The sequence below is a fragment of the Bradyrhizobium sp. LLZ17 genome (assembly GCF_041200145.1).
Classification (GTDB): Bacteria; Pseudomonadota; Alphaproteobacteria; order Rhizobiales; family Xanthobacteraceae; genus Bradyrhizobium.
Map to the genome: position 1 here is coordinate 5,721,293 of NZ_CP165734.1, position 19,453 is coordinate 5,740,745.

Below are 19,453 nucleotides of genomic sequence, written 5' to 3' on the forward strand. Positions count from 1 at the left end.
CCTGGCTGCGCTCATTCCGCCGCGCGATCGGTCTGCTCGTCGCGCGCGGGATCGGCCTGCGGCTTCTTCTCCATCCAGCGTGAGAGCCGGTCGGAGAAGCGGTCGAGGTAGAGATAGACGACCGGGGTGGTGAACAGAGTCAACGCCTGGCTCACCAGAAGGCCGCCGACCATGGCATAGCCGAGCGGCTGGCGGATTTCGGCTCCGGTGCCGCTTCCGAGCATCAGCGGCACGCCGCCGAGCAGGGCGGCCATCGTCGTCATCATGATCGGGCGGAAGCGCAGCAGCGCTGCCTGGCGGATCGACTGCTCCGGGGTGAGATGCTGCTCGCGTTCGGCCGCGATGGCGAAATCCACCATCATGATGCCGTTCTTCTTGACGATGCCGATCAGGAGAATGACGCCGATCAAGGCAATGAGGCTAAAGTCGAAACCAAAGATCATCAGGATCGCGACGGCGCCAACGCCGGCCGAGGGCAGCGTGGACAGGATGGTCAGGGGATGGATGTAGCTCTCGTAGAGCACGCCAAGGATCAGGTAGACCACGACCAGTGCGGCGAGAATCAGCAACGGCACGGTGCCGAGCGACTGCTGGAATGCCTGCGCGGTGCCCTGAAAGCTCGTCGCTAGGCTCGGCGGCGCGCGCATCTCGGCGACCGCGTGCAGCACCGCGTCGGTCGCCTGTCCCAGCGCCACGCCCTCGGCGAGATTGAAGCTGATCGTCACCGAGGGAAATTGGCCCTGATGCGAAATCGCAAGCGGTCGCACCGGCACATTGGTCCAGTTGCAGAACACCGATAGCGGCACCTCGTCGCCGGTCAGCGGCGACTTGAGATAGAGCTTGTCGAGGGTGCTGAGCTCGCCTTGCAGGTCCGGCGCGATCTCCAGGACGACGTGATAGCTGTTGGTCTGTGTGAAGTATTGCGTGACCTGGCGCTGCCCGAACGCGTCATAGAGCGTGTCGTCGATCAGCTGCGGCTGGATCCCGTAGCGCGCGGCGGCGTCACGATTGATCCTCAGTTGAACCGTCGTGCCTTCGGTCTGCTGGTCCGTCGCGACGTCGCGCAGTTGCGGCAGAGTTTTCATCTCGTCGAGGATTTTCGGCGCCCATTCGTTCAGCTCGTCGAGATTGGCGTCCTGCAGGGTGAATTCGAACTGGGTGCGGGTGGCGCGTCCGCCGAGGCGAACATCCTGCGAGGCCTGCATGTAGAGCTTGGCGCCCTCGACCTTGGCGAGCTTGGGCCGCAGCCGCGCGATGATCTGTTGCGCGCCGGCGTCGCGCTGAGCGAGTGGCTTCAAAGTGATGTACATGCGCCCCGAGTTCAGCGCGGTGCCACCGCCGCCGATGAACATCGCTATCGAATCCACGGCAGGGTCGGCCTGCACGATGGTATTGAGCTCGACCTGGCGTCGCTTCATCTCGGTGAAGGAGATGTCCTGGGGCATTTCGGACACGGCCGTCAGGAAGCCGTTGTCCTGCTGCGGGAAGAACCCCTTCGGGATCAGGATGAAGAGGTAGACCGAGAGTGCGACCGTCGCGAAGAAGATACAAAGCGTCACGAAGCTGTGGCGCAGCGCGACATCGAGCCCGCGTCCGTAGGCGCCGAGCAGCCTTTCGAACATCCGCTCGCTCCACTGGTAGAAGCGACCGTGCCGGGCTTCGTGGCTGGCGCGCAGGAAGCGGGAGGCCATCATCGGCGTCAGCGTCAGCGACACGACGAGAGAAACGAGGATTGCCATGGCCAGGGTGACCGCGAATTCGCGGAACAGCCGGCCGATGATGCCGCCCATCAGCAACAACGGGATCAGCACTGCGACGAGAGAGATGCTGATCGAGACGATGGTGAAGCCGATTTCGGCCGCGCCCTTGTAGGCCGCCGCAAGCGGCCTCTCGCCCAGCTCGACGTAACGGGTGATGTTCTCCAGCATCACGATCGCGTCGTCCACCACGAAGCCGACCGCGATCGTCAGAGCCATCAGGGAGAGATTGTCCAGCGAGTACCCGAACGCCCACATCAGCGAGCAGGCTCCCAGCAGCGCCAGGGGGACGGTGATGCTCGGGATGATCGTTGCCCAGAAGCTGCGCAGGAAAACGAAGATCACCATCACCACGAGCGCGATCGTCGTCATCAGCGTGATCTGCACGTCCTCGACCGCGGCGCGGATGGTGATGGTGCGGTCGCTGATGATCTTGATCGCGATCGCAGGCGGGATCGCCGCGATCAGCCGGGGCAGCTGCGCCTTGATGCGGTCGACAGTGTCGATGACGTTGGCCCCGGGCTGCTTGAAAATGACGAGGAAAACGCCGCGCTTGCCGTCGGCCCAGGCTGCCGTCTTCATGTCCTCTGGCCCTGCCACGGCGTGGCCGATGTCGCGGATCCGCAACGGCGCGCCGTTGCGATAGGCGACAATGACGTCCTGCCAGTGCGAGGCCTGAGTGAGCTGGTCGTTGGCGTAGATCGTGTACGCGCGCCTGGGGCCGTCGATGTTGCCTTTCGGGCTGTCGGTGGTCGCGGCCGCGATCTGGCTCCGAACGTCCTCCAGCGATAGCCCCTTGGCCACCAGCTTGGCCGGATCAACCTGGATGCGCACCGACGGCTTCTGCTGCCCGCCGACGAACACCTGCGCGACGCCGGATATCTGACTGATCTGCTGCGCGAGCTGCGCATCGGTGCGGTCGCTGACGACGGTCAGCGGCAGCGTGTCCGACGTCGCGGACAGGATCATGACCGGCGAATCCGCCGGGTTGACCTTGCGATAGGTGGGGGGCGAAGGCAGATTTTTCGGCAGTTGACCGCTTGCTGCATTGATCGCGGCCTGCACGTCGTTGGCGGCGGCGTCGATCTTGCGGTTGAGGTCGAACTGGATGGTGATCGATGTCGAGCCGAGCGAGCTGGTCGACGTCATCTGCGTGATGCCAGGGATCTGCGCGAGCTGGCGCTCGAGCGGCTGGGCAACGGAGGATGCCATGGTTTCCGGACTGCCGCCGGGAAGCGACGCTGAGAGCTGAATGGTCGGGAAGTCGACCTGCGGCAGCGGTGCGACCGGCAGCAGCGGATACGCCACGAGGCCGACGAACAGGGTCCCCGCCATCAGCAGCGAGGTGCCGATCGGATAGCGGATGAACGGAGACGAGAAGCTCTCTTGCATGCCCTGACACCATCGACTGGTCAGCGCATCTTCTCGCGCAAAGCGGAGCCGCGCCCGGGAGAGCTCGAGCGCGAATGTGCGTTTCCTTCAGCCCATTTGTTTGTTGACGGCTCCAGAACTTCGGTGGTCCGGAGCCGGTATTATCACGCGGAGATTAGACCCTTCGAACAGCCTTGCGAACGGAATCCTGCGCCGAACGCTTGCGACCTTTGTCGAAGGTTGGACGCAGTGGTAGCAGTGAGATATGCGTTCTATGCAGCCTTTAGCGGACCGCTCTTCCTCCTTTCAGGCCAGTGCGGGCCCCACTCCTGAACCGTTTTAGGCGTGCGTCACAAGCGGGAGAGGTCTGGCGAGGAACGATCGCTTCTCCCGCGGTGTTGTGCCATATCGAAATGGCATAACGGCCTGCCGCTGCCACCGATTCGAGGAAGTTTCCGATGCGCTCCCCATTCGTGACTAGGCTGGCGTTTGCCACGCTGCAAACTGTCGCACCGGCGAGCGCCCAAACCTATGATCGATCGGCGCTATCCGGTATGCACGGATGTCTTCGGGCCTGGCGCGGAGGCGGCGGTCATTTCGACTGCTCCTTCACCTGGCAGTAGAGATCCGCAGTGCGATTTCCAGGGAGAGTCTTGATGCGTTGCTTATTCGGCTTGATTGTGACCATCGGTGCCTTGCTCGCGGCTGCGCCGTCGCAAGCGCAGACCTACGATCCCAACTATCCCGTCTGCATGCACGTTTATACCGGCGATATGAGCGGCGGCGGCGGGCACTGGTATGACTGTTCCTTCACCTCGCTGCCGCAGTGCCGCGCCACGGCTTCCGGCCGCGCCGCGACCTGCGATCTCAATCCGTATTATCGGGGGAACGAACCGCGTCCGCGCCACAGGCGGAGGGGTTAGCGTCCGGTGCGGCTCAGGACGGTTGCGCCTTTTTGACCGCAGCGTCGATCGCGGCGGTCAATTGCCAGGTCATCTTGTCCGTCGTCCAGTCGCTTGCGTGCAGCCTGGTGTCGTCACCGGGGTCGACCATCCGGTCGAACGAAATCTTTGCGATATCGTGCCAGCCCTGCATCAACTCGAAGCGGCGGAACACGTTGACGCCCTTCGCATGCGCGATCTCGCTGATCGCGTCGACCATTGCGATGGCGCTGGCTTGCTTCGCCGGTGTCAGCAGTGCCGGCACATATTGCAAATCCATCAGGATCACATCCATCCGTCCGGCCGCGAGCATCTGGTCGACGCCGTCACGGATAGCCTGAGTAGTCTTTTCGAATGATGGAGGCTTCTGATCGGCCGATTGCCAGACCGCATTCGTTCCGACCTGCCAGATCACGAGATCCGGATTCTGCTCGAAGACGTCATGCTTGAATCGCATGAGCTCCTGAGGAGCCTCTTCGCCGCCGACGCCCCGGTTGATGACATCGATTGTCGCCTTGGGGAATTGTATCCGAAGGTCCGCGAGCAGGCGTTGCGGATAGGGTGCGATGCCGCCTTCGCCCGCCGTCGTGGACGAGCCGATCGCGACCACCTTGACTGGTCTCTGGCCTCTGAGGCGGTTGGCAACAATGGTCAGCGGTTGCTCGAACGGCGCTGCCTGAACCGGAATCTGTGAGGGGTCGAGGGCCACGGGTCGCCTCCCTGTCGTAGCCAGGACAACGCAAGGTAGAGGCAAGAATAGCCTGTTCGGCCGAACTCACCTAGCGCGGTCTGCCTCTCGCTTACTCCTTTCTCGCGCCCGACAGCTCGACAATTTTGCGCCAGCGCGCAGTCTCTTCGCCCAGCATGCCGCCGAACGCATCGGCGTTGCCGTGCAGCGGGATGGCGCCGAGCTCGGCGACGCGGGCCTTGATCTCCGCATCGGACAGGGCCGCATCGATCTCGCGATTGAGGAGATCGATAATCTCGCGCGGGGTGTCGTGCGGGGCGCCGACGCCATAGAACGATGAAGTCTCGTAGCCGGCAAGCGTCTCCGCGATCGGCGGCACGTCCGGCAAAATCTCCGAGCGCTCGCGCGTGGTGACGCCCAGCGCGCGCAGCTTGCCGGCGCGGACCAGCTCGAAGGACGAGGTAACGTTGTCGAACATGCCCTGGATCTGGCCGCTCATCACGTCGGTCAGTCCCGGCGCGGAGCCGCGATAGGGCACGTGAGTGAACTGCACGCCGGCCATCGACTTGAACAGTTCGCCGGAGAGATGCAGCGAGGTGCCGATGCCGGACGAGGCGACCGACATCTTGCCGGGATTGGCCCTGGCGTAGGCGATGAAGTCGGCGACGTTATTCACCGGAAGATCATTGTTGACGACCAGCACCAGCGGAATGCGTGCGACGCCCGCAACGGGTGCGATGCCCTTGCTGAAATCATAAGCCAGCGCGGGGTCGAACGACGCGTTGATCGCGTTCGCGGTCGAGGTGAGCAGCAGTGTGTAGCCGTCGGGGGCCGAGGTGATCACCGCCTGGGTGCCGATATTGCTGCCCGCGCCGGGCTTGTTCTCGACCACGAAGGTCTGGCCGAGCCGGTCGGACAGTCGCTGGCAGATCAGCCGCGACAGCAGGTCGGTGGCGCCGCCCGGCGCATAGGGCACCACCCATTTCACGCTGCGTGACGGATAGGACGGATTCCCCATGGAAAATGCGCACGGCGCGGCGAGCGCGGCCGCTGCACAGGCGGCGGTCTGAAGGAAGTGGCGTCTGGTGATCATGATGGCCTCCAGTTCAGCTCCCCGCAAGCGGGACAGAGGGGACGCGCGCAGCGCGCCTGAATGACTGGATTTGGTATCGCAAGAATCGCACCAGGCCGCATGCTGTTCCCGCCGGCTTGGTAAAGGATGATCGCAGTTAATCGAGGGCTAACTGAGGTTTACCTTGTCTCTTAACATCTGGGCAGGACGCGCGGGCTAAGCTGCCGGGAACAAGCAATTACCGCCCGAAAAGAATGAACGGCATGAGCACCGGCGTCATCGATCAACCCCGAGCAGCGCGCGCGCCATCGGCTTCAAAAATCTGGCTGAAGGCGATCGAGCTGACCGCGCGGATCGAGACGCTGCCGGGCCGGTTATTCGCCGACGTCGTCGACGACTGGGCACGGGGCCAGCCCGACCGCGTCGCGCTGGTCATGGAGGACGCAACTCTCGACTACGGCGGCCTGTCGAAGCGTATCAATCGCTACGCGCGCTGGGCGTGCTCGGTCGGTATTGTCAAAGGCGACACCGTCGGCCTGATCATGCCGAACAGCACCGACTATGTCGCGGCATGGCTCGGCATCAGCCGGGTTGGCGGCGTGGTCGCGCTGATCAACACCAAGCTTGTGGGGCAATCGCTCTCGCATTGCATCGACGTCGCGAAGCCCTCGCACATTATCGTCGCGCACGAATTGACGCAGATGCTGGACAGCGCGACGCCGCATCTGAAGTCGGAAGCCAAGGTGTGGACCCACGGTGACGCACGCAGCGAGCGCGCCATCGACGTCGCGCTTGCCGCGCTCGACGACGGCCCGCTCTCGCCGGGGGAACATGGCGACGTCACCATCGACGATCGTGCGCTGCTGATCTACACCTCCGGCACGACGGGCCTGCCTAAAGCCGCCAGCATCAGCCATCGCCGTATCCTCAATTGGGGACTTTGGTTCGCCGGCCTCACCGGAGCCACGCCGCAGGACCGGCTCTATGATTGCCTGCCGCTGTTCCACTCGGTCGGCGGCATCGTCGCGCCATGCAGCATGCTCGCCGCCGGCGGCGCCGTCGTGATCGCGGAAAAATTCTCGGCCTCGAGTTTCTGGTCTGACATCGTGCGGCATGACTGTACCCTGTTCCAGTATATCGGCGAACTCTGCCGCTACCTGCTCAAGGCGCCGCCGTCGGAATACGAGAACCGCCATCGCTTGCGGCTCGCCTGCGGCAACGGCCTGCGCGGTGACATCTGGCAGGACTTCAAGGCGCGCTTCGGCATTCCCCGCATCCTCGAGTTCTATGCGGCGACGGAAGGCAATTTCTCCCTGTTCAATGTCGAGGGCCAGCCGGGCGCGATCGGGCGCATTCCACCGCTGCTCGCGCATCGCTTCCCTGCAAGTCTCGTCAAGCTCGATCGCGGCGACGGTGCGCCGCTGCGCAACGCGGAAAGTCTTTGCATCGCATGTGCGCGTGGCGAGGCGGGCGAGGCCATTGGCCGCATCGGTACGGCCGACCAGGGCGGTGGCCGCTTCGAGGGCTACACCGACGCCGCGGAAACCGAGAAGAAGGTTCTTCGCGATGTCTTCGCCAAGGGCGACGCCTGGTTCCGCACCGGCGATCTGATGCGGCTCGATGAGAAGGGCTTTTTCATTTCGTCGACCGCATCGGCGATACCTTTCGCTGGAAGGGCGAGAACGTTGCGACCTCGGAAGTCAACGACGCAGTGCGTGATTTCACCGGCGTGATCGACGCCACCACCTATGGTGTCGGCATCCCCGGCGCGGACGGGCCGCGCCGGCATGAGCGCGATCGTCGTCAACGAAGGTTTTGACATCGCGGCACTGCCCGCGCACCTCGCGCAGCGCCTGCCGGCCTACGCCCGCCCGGTCTTCATCCGCATCTCCCGCGAGCTCGATGCGACCGAGACGTTCAAGCAGAAGAAGGGGGAATTGGCTCGGGAGGGGTTCAATCCAGCCGCGATCTCCGATCCGCTGTTCATGGCGGAGCCTAAATCCGGCGCCTATGTCGCGCTCGATGCGGAAACATACGCAGAGATCGTGGATGGCTCGATCAGGCTGTAACTGCACCGAAATCCGCTAGATAGGTCCAATTTTATCTGAATTGTCCAAGAGCCCATTTACTTCTGTCGGGTAAACACAGCGCCAAGGGGTGGTCATCAAGAGCCGCCGCAACACGAACGATCGATAACGGAAGTGAGCCAGCCATGTCGGTAAGGTCTAAGGTTATTGAAGCGATCCAGCAGATCGCCAAGGAACAGCACGTCGCGCTTCCCACACTCACGGACGATCTGTCCCTGCACGAGACGGGCTTCGACTCGCTTGCCTTCGCGATCCTGGTCGCGCGCCTCGAGGACGAGACCGGCGTCGATCCCTTCACCATTTCCGAGGACGCCGCGTTCCCCGCCACCGTGGGCGATTTCGTGCGGGCCTACGAAAATGTCCCCGCGTGAGATCTTTGCGCTTCGCGACCATCTCGGCGCGGAACTGAAGGGCCGCACGCTGTCGGACGCGCACGATGTCGTCTCGCTGACGGACATGCTGTCGCTGACGGTCCTGGGCGGCCGCCTGCGCGAGCTCTCGGGCCGCGCGGTGCTGCTGAAATTGTCCGACCAGCTGCGGTCGGGCCTTGCCATGATCGAGCTCGACGGTATCGCCCGCCGCATGCTGCTTTGCCCGCCGGATCTCAACCCGGCGCATCTCGATGCCCTGAGCGCGGATGCCGGGATCGATGCCGTCGTCACCGACGAGCCCGATCGCTGGGCCAATACCAATGTGGCGCTGGTCGTCACCACTCAATTTCCGCTCCAATCCGCCACTCCGGCGCAGACCGAACGCGCGACCGAATGGCTGATGCTGACCTCGGGCACCTCGGGCGTTCCGAAAATCGTCGGCCATACGCTGGAAGCGCTGACCGGCGCGATCGTCGCCGAGGGACCCGCGCGCGGGCCGGCGCCGGTCTGGGCGACGTTCTATGACATCCGCCGCTATGGCGGCCTGCAAATCTTCCTCCGTGCCATTCTCTCGAGCGGTTCGATGGTGCTGTCGGACCCGCACGAGCCGCTGGCCGATCACGTGAAGCGGCTGAAGGCGCGCGGTGTCTCCCACATCTCCGGCACGCCTTCGCACTGGCGCAAGCTCCTGATGAGCGGCTCGGCCGCGCAATTCGCGCCGGGTTACGTCCGTCTCTCCGGCGAGATCGCCGATCAGGCGGTGCTCGACGCCCTGAAGGCCGCATTCCCGGGATCGTCCGTCGGTCACGCCTATGCCTCGACCGAGGCCGGTGTCGGCTTCGCCGTCAATGACGGACTGGAAGGTTTTCCGGCAAACTATCTCGGCAATCGCAACGGCGTCGAGATGAAGGTCGTCGACGGCTCGCTCCGCATCCGCTCGAACCGCACCGCGCATGCCTATATCGGCCGTGATGCTGCGGCGCTGACCGATAGCGATGGTTTCGTCGACAGCGGCGACATGGTCGAGCTGCGCGGCGATCGTTACTATTTCGTTGGCCGCCGCGGTGGCATCATCAATATCGGCGGCCTGAAGGTCCATCCCGAGGAGATCGAGGCCGCGATCAACCGTCATCCCGATGTGCGGATGTCGCGAGCCAAATCGCGGAAGAGCCCGATCACCGGCGGCATCGTGGTCGCCGACGTGATCCTCGCCGACGGTACCGATCCGGCGCGGGCCAAGGAGATCCGAGATCAAATTCTGGATCAGTGCCGCGCGCAGCTCTCTTCCCACAAGGTGCCGGCGGTGATCCGCTTCGTCGAAACGCTCGACGTCACCCCGGCCGGAAAATTGGCGCGCAGCGATGCATAATGTTCTCGTCACCGGCGGTAGCCGCGGCATCGGCCTTGCCATCGGCAAGCGCCTGGTTGGCGCCGGCTACAACGTGATCGCGGCGGCGCGGCGCGAGAGCGAGGAGCTCAAGGCCGCGATCGCCGAGTCCGAAGGACGTCTGCATTTCCGCGCCTGCGACCTCGCCGTCATCGATGCGATCCCGGCCTTCGCAAAGCTGGTGCGCGACGAGTTTGGCCCGATCTTTGGCCTCGTCAACAATGCCGGCCTCGGCACCGAGGGCCTGCTCGCCACCATGCACAATTCCGAGATCGAGGCACTGGTGCAGCTCAACGTGCTGTCGCCGATCATTCTCACCAAATATGTCGCGCGTCAGATGATGGCGGATGGTGCGGGCCGCATCATCAACATCTCCTCGATCATCGCGACGACGGGCTATAACGGGCTCTCGGTCTATGGAGCGACCAAGGCCGCCGCCACCGGATTCACCCGCTCGCTCGCGCGCGAGGTCGGCAAGCTCGGCATCACGGTGAATGCGATCGCGCCCGGTTTCATCGACACCGAGCTCACGCACAATCTGTCCGAGGAGGCTCGCAAGCGCATCGCCGGCCGCAGCGCGCTGCGCCGGCTGCCCGAGACCGACGACGTCGCGCGCATGGTGGAATATCTGCTCGGCGAAGGCGGGCGTAATACGACGGGCACGGTGTTCACGATCGACGCCGGCAACACGGCGTAAGGCGGAACCCGCTTCGCCATAATTGAGTTGATCCGGAGCAATGTCATTCCGCCGGATTTGGTCGTAAGATGCGCCGCAATCGGTTGAGTTACGTCAATCGATCTGCCCCAATCCACGAGGAGCAGTCCATGGCCAGTTCAAACATGACCGCTTCGAATTACGGCCCGACCGAGCCATCCCGCGCGAAGCCGGACGACATTCATAGCCCGCCGATGGCGCATCAAAACTCCGGCGATCATGGCCACGAAATGTATCCGCAGCAATTCGTCCGCCTGGTAGGCTGTCACAACGTGCCCGCGCCCGCATCGCGCAAGCGCGAGGATGAGAAGCTGCATTAGCCCTATCGGTGCTCACGGTTCGTGCTTTGGCAGATCGACCCGCTCATGTGAAAATTCCGGGGGCCCTTCGGTGAGGCGCCGAATGCGGCGCTCGCGTTCGTCTGGCGGCAAGTCGGGATCAAGCAGACTATCGATCTCCTGCACTGCGATCTCTTCGATCCTGGTGGCTTCCGATGCGACCGTGTGCGTCGATGACGGTGCGGCAGGCGCAGTGTTCAGCCCCAGTTCGACCAGCTTGCAGATCGCATCCGAGCGCGACAGCTGATGGGTTTCCGCCCAGGCATCAACGGCCGCGGTCAATCGTTCCGGCATCTTGACCGCGCTGATCGGGTCAAGCCCGGTGCGCCGGCGGACCGGGCCGGTGGAGTCCTTGTTGGCGAAGTCGGGCACTTCGAAAATCCCGTGCAACCCCTGGAGAGGGCCCAACCCTAGTCGTTCTCCCCGGCCGGTCGTTTGACGTCGATCAATGATCCGTTGCGGCATTGCAGCGCGGCCTCATCTTGTTGTTCGAGGCCGTTTCGGCCAATGATTGCAGGGGGCGCGTCAGGCGGCGAACCCGAATCGAACTTGCCACGTATTTCTTTTGGAAATGTTCCCAACCATCGCGGCGTCACCAGATGACATCAGGCGAATCCTTCTACGGCGCCATTCCCGTCTTTCGCGGGTTCACCAGCCTGATGGACCCTGCGCTGTATTCGCCGTTGCCGGAGGACTGGAGCATTGGCGTCGCCGATATCGTCGATTCCACCAAGGCGATTGCGGCGCAGCGTTACAAGGCGGTCAACATGGCCGGCGCCGCCGTGATCGCGGCGGTCACGAACGCGCTGGAGGGGCGCGAATTCCCCTTCGTGTTCGGTGGCGATGGCGCGAGCTTTGCGGTGGCGCCCCGCGATCTCGACCGCGCCCGCGAAGCATTGGCCGCGACCGCGGCCTGGGTGCGGGAGGATCTCGATCTCATGATGCGCGTTGCGCTGGTGCCGGTGAGCGCCATCCGCGCGCAAGGCCTGGATGTGCGAGTCGCGCGGTTCGGCCCGTCGGCCAATTTGTCCTATGCGATGTTCTCCGGCGGTGGGCTGAACTGGGCCGACGCCGCGATGAAGCGTGGCGAGTTCGCCATCACCGAAGCGCCCGCCGGCACGCATCCGGATCTCTCGGGCCTGTCTTGCCGGTTCGAGGTGATTCCGGCCTCGCGCGGACTGATCCTGTCGGTGCTGGTGATGCCGGCGCGCGGTGCGGATCCGACGGCATTCCGAAAAGTGATCGAGGACATCATCCAGCTGGTCGAGCGCAGCCCGGATGCTGGCCGTCCCGTGCCGCCGCAGGGGCCGCCGCTGACGTGGCCGCCGCAGGGATTGGACTATGAAGCCCGCGCGAAACGCGGCGGCTCGTTGTTCACGCGTCGCGCCGCCGTGCTCGCCTACACGCTTTTCGCCTATCTCCTGATGCACTTCGACATCAAAGCCGGCGGCTTCGTGCCGAAGGTCTACAAGCGCCAGGTGGTCGAGAACTCCGACTTCCGAAAATATGACGACGGCCTGCGCATGATTCTCGATTGTACCCCTGAGCTCGAACGCGACCTGAGCGATCGTCTTGCGACGGCCGCACGCGCCGGCATCGTGCGCTATGGCCTCTATCAGCAGGACGCCGCGATGATGACTTGCTTCACGCCCTCGGCGCTGCGCAGCGATCACGTCCACTTCATCGATGGCGCGCGGGGCGGCTACGCATCGGCAGCGACGGCGTTGAAGGCGATGCCGGCGGACGCGAGTTAGCGTCCGGCCCGCGTCCAGGTCTCGCCGCCGCAGAGCGCACCGACACAGCCTTCGACCCGCAGCGAATCCGCGCCGGTTACCGTCACGCTGCTCGCATAGGTGCTGCCGTCGTCGGCATTGTAGATCTCGCCCGACCATTTGCTCGGCCCGGCTGGCCGCATGCCGCTGAACAGCGGCAATCCCATCATCGAGCGTTTGGCGAGCGCGGGATTGGGATTTTTGCTGTCGGTCGCGGGCTGGCCGGTCGCGGTGTCGTAGGGCTCCCGCAGCCAGACGATCACGCCGCAGATGCCGCCGCCGCACTTGCTGATCCTGACGCGTGCATCGCCGGCCTGAGTAAGCCAGGTCCCGTCGGCGCTCTGCGCCTGCGCGGCAGTCCCACCAAGCAGCGCAGCCAGGAGGATAGCGAGGGCGGCAAATCTGAATGTCATGGAGGGCGCCTTGGAATGGAGGCGTCTCAATAGCAGCAAATCAGGATAGTGCAACGCCTGATGGAATCACATTCCTGCGCTTATTTGCCCCAGCGAACACCGGCGTCACCAGGGCAGGCCGCACAGGTCGATGGTGCCGAGCGTCGGTGCGCGCACCACGTCGAACACGTAGGGGGCCATATGGGTGAATCGAATCCGTCCCTCCGGCTGCTCGCAATAGACCTCGCCCTTGAAGGGCTGCCATTTGCGCGCCTCGTAGAAGGCGACATTGTGCGGTTCGCAGAACAGGATCGCAAAGCGGACCGCCTCGTTGGCCCGCATGGTGTGCACCGCTGCGTCGATTGCCATGGTGGCGTAGCCGCGGCCGCGACAGTCCTCGCGCGTGCAGACTCCGCCGATGCCGCCGACATGCACCTTCTGCCCGTTCCAGGTGACAGTGCGGAAGTAGATGCCGACATGGCAAACGAGGCCGTCCTCGGGCGTCTCGATCAGTACACGTAGATCGGGATGGGCCCACATGACGTGACCCCAAGGCTGCTTCTCGACCTTGTGGCGCGGCCAGACCGCGCTATGCAAGGGCTCCGCGATCGACCACGAGGCGTCACCGTTTAAAATATCGATCTCGATGCTCATTGCTCTGTCTTTTGCATGCTGGCTGCGTGGTCCATTCGTTCTGTCATAAGCGGTTCAAAGGCAATGATATTTTGCGGCGACGATCAAGTCGGGACGAGCATCGGCGCGCCTGCGGCAAAATTGTGCTTTCCGGCCGTGCCTCGCATCCCGGCCTTTCGAAATTGGCGGTATTTAACGGCGGCGGAACCTTCTATAAGGGGTGACCGTTAAGCTTCGTTCCCCATCAGTTGCGGACAACAACCCATGACATTCACGCTGCCCCCCCTTCCTTACGCCTATGACGCCCTCGGGCAATTCATGTCGAAGGAAACTCTGGAATTCCACCACGACAAGCACCACCAGGCCTATGTCACCAACGGCAACAACGCGCTCAAGGGCACCGAATGGGAAGGCAAATCCCTTGAGGAGATCGTCAAGGGCTCGTTCGGCAAGAACCCCGCGGTGTTCAACAATGCCGGCCAGCATTACAATCACATTCACTTCTGGAGCTGGATGAAGCCCAATGGCGGCGGCACCAAGCTGCCCGGCAAGCTCGAGAAGAAGATCAACGAGGACCTCGGCGGCTTCGAGAAGTTCAAGACCGACTTCCAGGCGGCTGGCGTCGGTCAGTTCGGCTCCGGCTGGGCCTGGCTCCAGGTCAAGAACGGCAAGCTCGAGATCTCCAAGACCCCGAACGGCGAGAATCCGCTGGTGCATGGCGCCACCCCGATCCTCGGCTGCGACGTCTGGGAGCACTCCTACTACATCGATTATCGCAACCGCCGTCCGGACTATCTGAAGGCGTTTGTCGAGAACCTCGTGAACTGGGAATATGTCGAGTCCCTGTTCGACAAGGTCTGAGGCTTCACTCCGTCATTCCGGGGCGATGCGCAGCATCGAACTATGGTGCGGGCTCCCGCACCAGAGAATCTCGAGATTCCGGGTTCGGCTTTGCCGCCCCGGAATGACATAAACAAAAAGGCGGCCGCGTGCGCGGCCGCCTTTTTGCTATGCGAGCGAGCCTGAGCCGGGCGTGGACAGGCGTAATGTTATAATATAACATCCTTGAATGGTTCCCGCCGCGTCCCCGACCCATCATCACGACCATTCCCATGCCCACGGGCATTCGCATGGGCACGACCACAGCCACGCCCATGTCCATGACGCAGCCCAGCCGCATCCGGCCCAAGCCGCGCCCTGGTCGATCTTGCGCATGACGATGGCCGCGCGCCTGTCGGCCGCAATGGCCGTTTGCGTCGTGCTCTGGGGTGTCGTCTGGCTGGCAATGAGGTGATCATGGCGGCCGTGCACTTCCACAACGTGACACTTGGTTATGACCGGCACCCGGCCGTGCACCACCTCAGCGGCGAGGTCGCCTCCGGCGCGCTGGTTGCGGTGATCGGCCCGAACGGCGCCGGCAAGTCGACGCTGCTGCGCGGCATCGTCGGCATCCTCAGGCCGCTCGACGGCAGCATTCATCACGGCGGGCTTGATTCCGCGATATTGCCTATCTGCCGCAGAGCGCCGAGATCGACCGCAGCTTCCCGATCTCGGTGTTCGATTTCGTCGCCACCGGATTGTGGCGCGCGACCGGCCTGTTCGGCGGTATTGGCAAGGCCGCGCGCGACAAGATCCTGCGGGCGATCGGCGCCGTTGGGCTGAACGGTTTCGAGAACCGTCCCATCGGCACCCTCTCCGGCGGGCAGATGCAGCGGGTGCTGTTCGCGCGCGTGCTGCTCCAGGACGCTGCGCTGATCGTGCTCGACGAGCCCTTCAACGCCATCGACAGCAAGACCACGGCCGATCTGCTCGCGCTGGTGAAGCAATGGCATGGCGAGGGCCGTACCGTGCTGGCCGCGCTGCACGACATGGAGATGGTGCGCAATCATTTCAGCGAGACGCTGGTGCTGGCGCGCGGGCCTGTGGCGTGGGGCCCGACGGCGGAGGTGCTGACGCCGGAAAACCTGCTGGTTGCGATGCGGATGTGCGAGGCCTTCGACGACAGTGCCGCGGCCTGCGCGGCCGACGATGCCCGCTCGCGAGCGGCGTGATCACAGATGGTCTACGACGCGCTGATCGGTCCGTTCACTGAATTCGAGTTCATGCGGCGGGCGCTCGCGGCTGTCATCGCGCTGTCGCTCGCCGGTGCGCCGATCGGCGTGTTCCTGATGCTGCGGCGGATGAGCCTCGTCGGCGATGCCATGGCACACGCGATCCTGCCGGGAGCGGCGGTTGGCTTCCTGCTCTCCGGCCTCAACCTGTTCGCGATGACGGCGGGCGGCCTGATCGCGGGCTTTGCGGTCGCGATCCTCTCCGGTGTGGTCGCGCGCTCGACCGGGTTGAAGGAGGACGCGTCACTCGCGACCTTTTATCTGGCCTCGCTGGCGCTGGGCGTCAGCATCGTCTCGATCAAGGGCACCAATATCGACCTGCTGCACGTGCTGTTCGGCAACATCCTTGCCATGGACGACCAGACCCTGCTGATTGTCGCCTTCAACGCCACGATCACGCTGCTGGTGCTGGCCGTGATCTTTCGCCCGCTGGTGATCGAGAGCGTCGATCCCTTGTTTCTGCGCACCGTGAGCCGTGCCGGCGGACCTGCGCATCTCGTCTTCCTCGCACTGGTCGTGATCAACCTCGTCAACGGCTTTCAGGCGCTTGGCACTCTGCTCGCAGTCGGCCTGATGATCCTGCCGGCCGGCATCGCGCGGTTCTGGTCGCGCGATCTCACGGTGATGATCTGCATTGCCGTCATTGCCGCGGCTGTCTCTGGCTATGCCGGCCTCGTGCTGTCGTTCCAGACCCGCGTTCCGTCGGGCCCCGCGATCATCCTGATTGCGAGCGTGCTCTACATCGTCTCCGTCCTGTTCGGGCGCGTCGGCGGTATCGTCCGGCAGCTGTTTCCCGGCCGGCATCTGGAGGCGTGACGGCGATGCGGCGTGTTCTCGTTTGTGTGCTGTTGCTGATCGCCTCGCCGCTGCACGCCGCGGAGCGGCTCAACGTGGTCGCCAGCTTCTCGATTCTCGGCGATTTCGTCCGGAACGTCGGCGGCGACCGGGTCAACGTCACGACGCTGGTCGGCGCCGACAGCGATGTCCATGTGTACACGCCGACGCCATCCGATGCGAAGCGGATCGCCGACGCAAAGCTCGTCATCGTCAACGGGCTCGGGCTGGAGGGCTGGCTGCCGCGTCTGGTGCAGTCCTCCGGAGCTAAGGCGCAGGTAGTCACCGCGAGCGACGGTGTGGCGCCCCTGAAGCTCGGCTCGGCAGCCGATCCGCATGCCTGGCAGTCTGTCCCCAACGCCAGGATTTACGTGAGTGACATCGCCAATGCGCTCGCTGCGGCCGACCCGGACGATGCGGACTTCTTCCGCACCCAGGCAAAAGCCTACCTGGAAAAACTCGACACGCTCGACCGCGAGGTCCGCGACGCCGTGGCCAAGATTCCACCCGAGCGGCGCAGGGTGATCTCCACCCACAACGCCTTCGGCTATTTCGCTGCTGAATACGGCATCGCGTTCATTGCGCCGCTCGGGGTTTCCACCGAAACCGAGCCCAGCGCGCGGGATATCGCCGGCATCATCGGCCAGATCCGGACCCAAAAAATCCCGGCCGTTTTCCTGGAGAATATCAGCGACGACCGGCTGATCCGGCGGATCGCGGCCGAGACCGGGGCAAAGGTCGGCGGGACCCTGATTTCCGACGGTTTGACCGGCGAAAAGGGGCCTGCACCCACTTACATTGACATGGTCAGGCACAATATAAAGGCCCTGACCAGCGCGCTTGACCATTAGGGCAGGGGGCCACCCCGCCTCGCGTCGCGCGACAAGCCCTACGTCCGGAGTTGTTATGTCTGAAGCGACCTCCCAGAAAATCCCCGTGACCGTCCTGACCGGCTATCTCGGCGCCGGCAAGACCACGCTGCTCAACCGTATCCTGTCGGAAAACCACGGCAAGAAATACGCCGTCATCGTCAACGAGTTCGGCGAAATCGGTATCGACAACGACCTCATCATCGGCGCCGACGAGGAAGTGTTCGAAATGAACAACGGTTGCATCTGCTGCACCGTGCGCGGCGACCTCGTGCGCATCATGGAAGGGTTGATGAAGCGCAAAGGCAAGTTCGACGCCATCATCGTCGAGACCACGGGTCTTGCCGATCCCGCGCCGGTCGCCCAGACCTTCTTCGTCGATGAGGATGTGCAGAAGAACGCCCGCCTCGATGCGGTGGTCACGGTCGCGGACGCCAAATGGCTCTCCGACCGGCTCAAGGACGCGCCCGAAGCCAAGAACCAGATCGCTTTTGCCGACGTCATCGTGCTGAACAAGACCGATCTAGTGACAAAGCCCGAGCTCGCCGAGGTCGAGGCCCGCATCCGTGCGATCAACCCCTATGCCAAGCTGCACCGCACCGAGCGTTGCTCGGTGGCGCTGGCCGACGTGCTCGATCGTGGCGCGTTCGACCTCGATCGCATCCTCGACATCGAACCTGACTTCCTCGAGGTCGACGATCACGACCATGACCACCATCACCGCCACGACCATCATCACGACCATGATCATGGCCACGGCCTGAAGCACTATCACGACGAGGACATGCAGTCGCTGTCGCTCAAGACCGACAAGCCGCTCGATCCGAACGTGTTCATGCCCTGGCTCCAGAACCTGGTGCAGGTCGAGGGCGGCAAGATCCTGCGCTCCAAGGGCATCCTCGCGTTCCACGACGATGACGACCGCTACGTGTTCCAGGGCGTGCACATGATGCTGGAGGGCGACCACCAGCGGAAATGGAAGGACGGCGAGCCGCGCCAAAGCCGCCTCGTCTTCATCGGTCGCGAATTGCCGGAAGAGCTCATTCGCACGGGCTTCGAGAGCTGCATCGTCTCGTGATGAAAGAGTTTACGCCGGCTCCCGATTCCGCCTCGATCGTCTCCGTCACCGATCGCGTCAAGCCTGTTACGCTCGGCATGGGCGTGACCTCGGCACATTTCCTTGGCGACCGCGCCGCCTTCGTCGGCGGCGAGGAGAATGTCGCGCTGGTCGACGGCAAGGGCGAGATCAGCAAAGTCGCCGTGCACAGCGGCGGCATTCTCTCGACCGCGTCCGACGGCAAGCGCCTCGTGATGGGCGGCGACGACGGCAAGGTCGTGTCGCTCGACGCCAAGGGCGAGGTGACGCTGCTCGCGACCGATCCGAAGCGGCGCTGGATCGATGCGGTGGCGCTGCATTCGGACGGCGCGTTCGCCTGGTCGGCCGGCAAGTTCGCCTTCGTCAAGAGCGGCAAGAACGAGGAAAAATCGATCGAGGTGCCCTCGACCGTCGGCGGGCTGGCGTTTGCGCCGAAGGGCCTGCGGCTTGCGATCGCACATTACAACGGCGCGACGCTGTGGTTTCCCAACATGGCGGCGGGCGCGGAATTCTTGCCCTGGGCCGGTTCGCATCTCGGCGTCACCTTCAGCCCGGACAACAAGTTCCTGGTCACCACGATGCATGAAGCGGCGCTGCACGGTTGGCGGCTCGCGGACAACCGGCACATGCGCATGACCGGCTATCCCGGCCGCGTCCGCTCGATGTCGTGGAGCGCGGGCGGCAAGGCGCTGGCGACCTCCGGCGCCGACACCGTCATCCTGTGGCCCTTCGCCAGCAAGGACGGCCCGATGGGCAAGGAGCCCGCCATGCTCGCGCCGCTGCAGGCGCGCGTGTCGGTGGTCGCCTGCCACCCCAAGAACGACATCTTCGCCGCCGGCTACAGCGACGGCACCGTGCTGATGGTGCGTCTGGAAGACGGCGCCGAGATCCTGGTCCGCCGCAACGGCACGCCACCGGTCTCCGCCCTCGCCTGGAATGCCAAAGGCACGCTGCTCGCATTCGCCGACGAAAATGGCGAGGGCGGACTGCTGGAGCTTTGATCTGTCATCGTTCCAGCC

General features: G+C 64.0%; 18 protein-coding genes and 2 pseudogenes. 14 read left to right on the top strand and 6 right to left on the bottom strand.

Going from position 1 to position 19,453, the window contains the following annotated elements; all coding sequences use genetic code 11:
- Positions 1-11: 11 nt before the first annotated feature.
- Complete coding sequence (locus AB8Z38_RS27440) at positions 12-3,149, bottom strand: multidrug efflux RND transporter permease subunit (protein WP_369720823.1); 3,138 nt, start codon at positions 3,147-3,149, stop codon at positions 12-14.
- A gap of 635 nt (positions 3,150-3,784) precedes the next feature.
- Between AB8Z38_RS27440 and AB8Z38_RS27445 the strand changes: the two genes are divergently transcribed.
- Positions 3,785-4,051 carry a DUF3551 domain-containing protein gene (locus AB8Z38_RS27445; protein WP_369720824.1) on the top strand — a complete coding sequence of 89 codons (267 nt, stop codon included), beginning with the start codon at positions 3,785-3,787 and terminating at the stop codon, positions 4,049-4,051.
- A gap of 13 nt (positions 4,052-4,064) precedes the next feature.
- Here AB8Z38_RS27445 and AB8Z38_RS27450 read toward each other — a convergent pair whose 3' ends face one another.
- Together AB8Z38_RS27450 and AB8Z38_RS27455 are read right to left on the bottom strand one after the other, a co-directional pair.
- On the bottom strand, positions 4,065-4,778 hold the full coding sequence (locus AB8Z38_RS27450; protein WP_369720825.1) for an SGNH/GDSL hydrolase family protein: 714 nt from the start codon (positions 4,776-4,778) through the stop codon (positions 4,065-4,067).
- Positions 4,779-4,869: 91 nt separating this feature from the next.
- Positions 4,870-5,850, bottom strand: a complete 981-nt coding sequence (locus AB8Z38_RS27455; protein ID WP_369720826.1) for a Bug family tripartite tricarboxylate transporter substrate binding protein — start codon at positions 5,848-5,850, stop codon at positions 4,870-4,872.
- A gap of 233 nt (positions 5,851-6,083) precedes the next feature.
- Between AB8Z38_RS27455 and AB8Z38_RS27460 the strand changes: the two are divergent.
- From AB8Z38_RS27460 to AB8Z38_RS27480, 5 genes and pseudogenes are all read left to right on the top strand, one after another.
- Positions 6,084-7,898 (top strand): annotated as a pseudogene (locus AB8Z38_RS27460) (long-chain-acyl-CoA synthetase).
- 143 nt (positions 7,899-8,041) lie between these two features.
- Entirely contained in the window at positions 8,042-8,287 is a 246-nt protein-coding gene (locus AB8Z38_RS27465; RefSeq protein ID WP_369720827.1) for an acyl carrier protein, read from the top strand.
- Positions 8,274-9,656, top strand: a complete 1,383-nt coding sequence (locus AB8Z38_RS27470; RefSeq protein WP_369720828.1) for a class I adenylate-forming enzyme family protein — start codon at positions 8,274-8,276, stop codon at positions 9,654-9,656. The genes AB8Z38_RS27465 and AB8Z38_RS27470 overlap by 14 nt, the downstream gene beginning before the upstream one ends.
- Positions 9,649-10,371 carry an SDR family NAD(P)-dependent oxidoreductase gene (locus AB8Z38_RS27475; protein ID WP_369720829.1) on the top strand — a complete coding sequence of 241 codons (723 nt, stop codon included), beginning with the start codon at positions 9,649-9,651 and terminating at the stop codon, positions 10,369-10,371. The genes AB8Z38_RS27470 and AB8Z38_RS27475 overlap by 8 nt, the downstream gene beginning before the upstream one ends.
- A 128-nt stretch (positions 10,372-10,499) precedes the next feature.
- Positions 10,500-10,709 (top strand): hypothetical protein, encoded by a 210-nt coding sequence (locus AB8Z38_RS27480; RefSeq protein WP_369720830.1) that lies wholly within the window; start codon positions 10,500-10,502, stop codon positions 10,707-10,709.
- 12 nt (positions 10,710-10,721) lie between these two features.
- Here the strand turns inward: AB8Z38_RS27480 and AB8Z38_RS27485 are convergent, their stop codons facing one another.
- Positions 10,722-11,108, bottom strand: coding sequence for a hypothetical protein (locus tag AB8Z38_RS27485; protein WP_369726622.1), 387 nt, complete (start codon positions 11,106-11,108; stop codon positions 10,722-10,724).
- Positions 11,109-11,326: 218 nt separating this feature from the next.
- On the opposite strand from AB8Z38_RS27485, the gene AB8Z38_RS27490 reads away from it, so the two are divergent.
- Complete coding sequence (locus tag AB8Z38_RS27490; RefSeq protein ID WP_369720831.1) at positions 11,327-12,481, top strand: DUF3095 domain-containing protein; 1,155 nt, start codon at positions 11,327-11,329, stop codon at positions 12,479-12,481.
- Here the strand turns inward: AB8Z38_RS27490 and AB8Z38_RS27495 are convergent.
- On the bottom strand, positions 12,478-12,912 hold the full coding sequence (locus tag AB8Z38_RS27495; RefSeq protein WP_369720832.1) for a DUF2147 domain-containing protein: 435 nt from the start codon (positions 12,910-12,912) through the stop codon (positions 12,478-12,480). The genes AB8Z38_RS27490 and AB8Z38_RS27495 overlap by 4 nt on opposite strands.
- A 105-nt stretch (positions 12,913-13,017) precedes the next feature.
- A complete protein-coding gene (locus AB8Z38_RS27500; protein WP_369720833.1) occupies positions 13,018-13,545 on the bottom strand; it encodes a GNAT family N-acetyltransferase in 528 nt (175 codons plus the stop codon).
- Positions 13,546-13,788: 243 nt separating this feature from the next.
- Between AB8Z38_RS27500 and AB8Z38_RS27505 the strand changes: the two genes are divergently transcribed.
- The 7 genes and pseudogenes from AB8Z38_RS27505 (at position 13,789) to AB8Z38_RS27535 (ending at position 19,435) form a co-directional block, all read left to right on the top strand.
- The gene (locus AB8Z38_RS27505) at positions 13,789-14,385 is read left to right on the top strand and encodes a superoxide dismutase (RefSeq protein ID WP_369720834.1); all 597 of its coding nucleotides are present in this window, start codon (positions 13,789-13,791) and stop codon (positions 14,383-14,385) included.
- Between the two features lie 208 nt (positions 14,386-14,593).
- Positions 14,594-14,818, top strand: coding sequence for a hypothetical protein (locus AB8Z38_RS27510; RefSeq protein ID WP_369720835.1), 225 nt, complete (start codon positions 14,594-14,596; stop codon positions 14,816-14,818).
- A gap of 2 nt (positions 14,819-14,820) precedes the next feature.
- A pseudogene (locus AB8Z38_RS27515) lies at positions 14,821-15,575 on the top strand (metal ABC transporter ATP-binding protein).
- A gap of 6 nt (positions 15,576-15,581) precedes the next feature.
- A complete protein-coding gene (locus tag AB8Z38_RS27520) occupies positions 15,582-16,451 on the top strand; it encodes a metal ABC transporter permease (protein WP_369720836.1) in 870 nt (289 codons plus the stop codon).
- 5 nt (positions 16,452-16,456) lie between these two features.
- Positions 16,457-17,320 (top strand): metal ABC transporter solute-binding protein, Zn/Mn family, encoded by an 864-nt coding sequence (locus AB8Z38_RS27525; protein WP_369726623.1) that lies wholly within the window; start codon positions 16,457-16,459, stop codon positions 17,318-17,320.
- A gap of 55 nt (positions 17,321-17,375) precedes the next feature.
- Entirely contained in the window at positions 17,376-18,416 is a 1,041-nt protein-coding gene (locus AB8Z38_RS27530; protein WP_369720837.1) for a GTP-binding protein, read from the top strand.
- On the top strand, positions 18,416-19,435 hold the full coding sequence (locus AB8Z38_RS27535) for a WD40 repeat domain-containing protein (protein WP_369720838.1): 1,020 nt from the start codon (positions 18,416-18,418) through the stop codon (positions 19,433-19,435). The genes AB8Z38_RS27530 and AB8Z38_RS27535 overlap by 1 nt, the downstream gene beginning before the upstream one ends.
- The last annotated feature ends 18 nt before the right edge of the window (positions 19,436-19,453 follow it).